At 49.9% G+C, this 2,332-nt stretch carries 3 protein-coding genes; all 3 read left to right on the forward strand.

The window, feature by feature from the left end:
* Nucleotides 1–486 (forward strand): RNA polymerase sigma factor (locus tag JX312_RS12410; RefSeq protein ID WP_204458203.1); only part of this gene is annotated, 486 nt, incomplete at its 5' end.
* A gap of 113 nt (nucleotides 487–599) precedes the next feature.
* Entirely contained in the window at nucleotides 600–1,145 is a 546-nt protein-coding gene (locus JX312_RS12415) for a hypothetical protein (protein WP_204458205.1), read from the forward strand.
* A 191-nt stretch (nucleotides 1,146–1,336) separates the two neighbouring features.
* Complete coding sequence (locus JX312_RS12420; RefSeq protein ID WP_204458207.1) at nucleotides 1,337–2,173, forward strand: OmpA family protein; 837 nt, start codon at nucleotides 1,337–1,339, stop codon at nucleotides 2,171–2,173.
* Nucleotides 2,174–2,332: the final 159 nt, after the last annotated feature.

Consider the following 2,332-nt stretch of genomic DNA (forward strand, 5'->3'; position numbering starts at 1 on the left):
CAGGAACAGGAATTCCTTGACCTGATAAGGCGCGAGGATTCGCTAATTTCCGCCATATGCTTCTCATACTCCGGTTCTGTTGCCGAATATGACGATCTCCGTCAGGACGCATTGATAAACATCTGGCGCGGGCTACCCACATTCAAGGGTGATTCCTCCTCACGCACTTGGATATACCGGGTAGTCATAAACTCCTGCGTATCGACCATACGCAAACAGATCCGCCACACCCACGCCTCGGAAAGCCTTGACAGACTTTATGACCTTGTAAGCGATGAACCCGACACTGACCGCGAACGCATAGAGACACTGCATCGCCTCATTGCCACTCTGCATGCAGAAGACAAGGCAATTATCCTCATGTGGCTTGATGATGCCGGATATGACGACATATCTGCTGTCATGGGTATGCCGAGAAACACAGTAGCCACCCGCCTTCACCGCATAAAAGAGAAGCTCACGCGCATACGGCATAAATTCGAATAATCACATTTCACATCCCCTCTCTCAACATCTTAGGACACGGCTCCTCCCCCCATACTATAGTAACAGATTGAATCCGGACAGATTCCAATTCCCACCATCTAAAAACAAAAGACATGAATCCCGAAGACATGAAATCCGCATGGCGCGACACAACCCGCAGTCTCTCCTCTGAATCCAAAGGCATCAAGACTGCCGGCGACATGCGCCACGGCACCCCCCTCACATCGCTCGAACGGCTGCAGAAGCGATACCGCCTGTTTGCCATAGCAGGCATGACCGCCTGCCCAACATCCCTTATATTCCTGAATCAACGAATATTCCCGCACAACAACGGAATATGGCTTGCAATCGCATTTGCCGTTTACTTCATTACGTGCTTCACTATGGACTGGTGGCTGTATTACGGCATCGGCAGCATAGACTGCGTCCGCATGTCGGTCAGAGAAGTTTCCGAAAAAGCCATGTTCTATCGCAAACGGCATCTGCAGTTTGTTATGATTCTTATTCCCTTCGCACTCATCCTGTTTGGCTGGCTTGCATATGTAAATTCGGGCGATATCTATCTTCTTGCAGGCATGGCAACCGGGGCATTCTTCGGACTCGCGATAGGTTTGTATCATCTGTCTCAATTCCTGCGCGACTACAAAAACATTGAATAGCGGCCTCCCCTCCCCCTTTCTTCTTCGAAAAGCCGGAAAACGCAGAAGAATAAATCACCGGGAAGGCAGCAAAGAGAGGTAACTGAATTACAGCAATGGCAACAAAGACAGATAGAATGAATTACAGACAGACAAGAAAATGAACACTTGCGCATGATTCTGGATTATAAATATAACCAACACCTTAGTTTATGAAAAGCAGAATCATCATTGGAGCAGCCGCAGCGTTGACGCTCACCCTCGGCAGCTGCGTCTCCAACAAGAAGTATAATCAGATGGCGGACCAATACCGCACGGCAAATGAGGGACTCATCGAATGCAATGCCAACACAAAAAGCATGGAAGTGATGCTAAAGGATCTGAAAGCCCTGAACGCCGACCTCAAAGAGGCATATGGAGCAATCAAATCCTCCCTTGACCAGGCAATGGCAAACAACCATCAGGGAAGCGTGAACATTGCCAAGCTTGTAGACGAAATCAACGCCTCAAACAAATACATAAAGCAACTTGTGGAAGCCAAATCGAAATCCGACTCGCTCAACATGGTACTTACCAACAACCTGACACGTTCGCTCAACACCGATGAGCTAAGAGATGTAGATGTAAAAGTACTCAAGGGAGTGGTCTACATATCCCTTGCCGACAACATGCTCTACAAGAGCGGAAGCTACGACATTTCACCCGCGGCGATGGACATCCTCGGCAAGATTGCCAAGATAATAAAAGACTACAAGGATTATGACGTCCTGGTTGAAGGCAACACAGACAATGTTCCCATCTCGCGCACCAACATCCGCAACAACTGGGATCTTTCCGCATTACGGGCATCATCCGTGGTTCAGGCGCTACAGAATGACTTCGGCATCGATCCCTCGCGTCTGACCGCAGGCGGCAGAGGCGAATACAACCCCATCGCCACCAACTCGACCTCCTCCGGACGCGCTGAAAACCGCCGCACCGAAATCATCATCACCCCCAAGCTCGACCAGTTCCTCGACCTGATCGACAAAGCGCCCGACACCCTATAGGGTCTGGCAGGGTCAAAATGGGGCTGAATAGGGCTGAATAGGGTTGGATAGGGTGAGATGGGGCTGAATAGGGTAATATGGGGATAGGGATCCCATCTCACCCTATCCATCCCTATTCAGCCCTATTCAGCCCCATTTTGACCCTGCCAGACCCTATAG

The organism is Barnesiella sp. CU968, assembly GCF_905219685.1.
GTDB classification, from domain to species: domain Bacteria; phylum Bacteroidota; class Bacteroidia; order Bacteroidales; family Muribaculaceae; genus Lepagella; species Lepagella muris_A.

Coding starts and splice junctions, on each gene's coding strand:
- JX312_RS12415 (WP_204458205.1), top strand. CDS start 600: ATGAATCCCGAAGACATGAAATCCGCATGGCGCGACACAACCCGCAGT.
- JX312_RS12420 (WP_204458207.1), top strand. CDS start 1,337: ATGAAAAGCAGAATCATCATTGGAGCAGCCGCAGCGTTGACGCTCACC.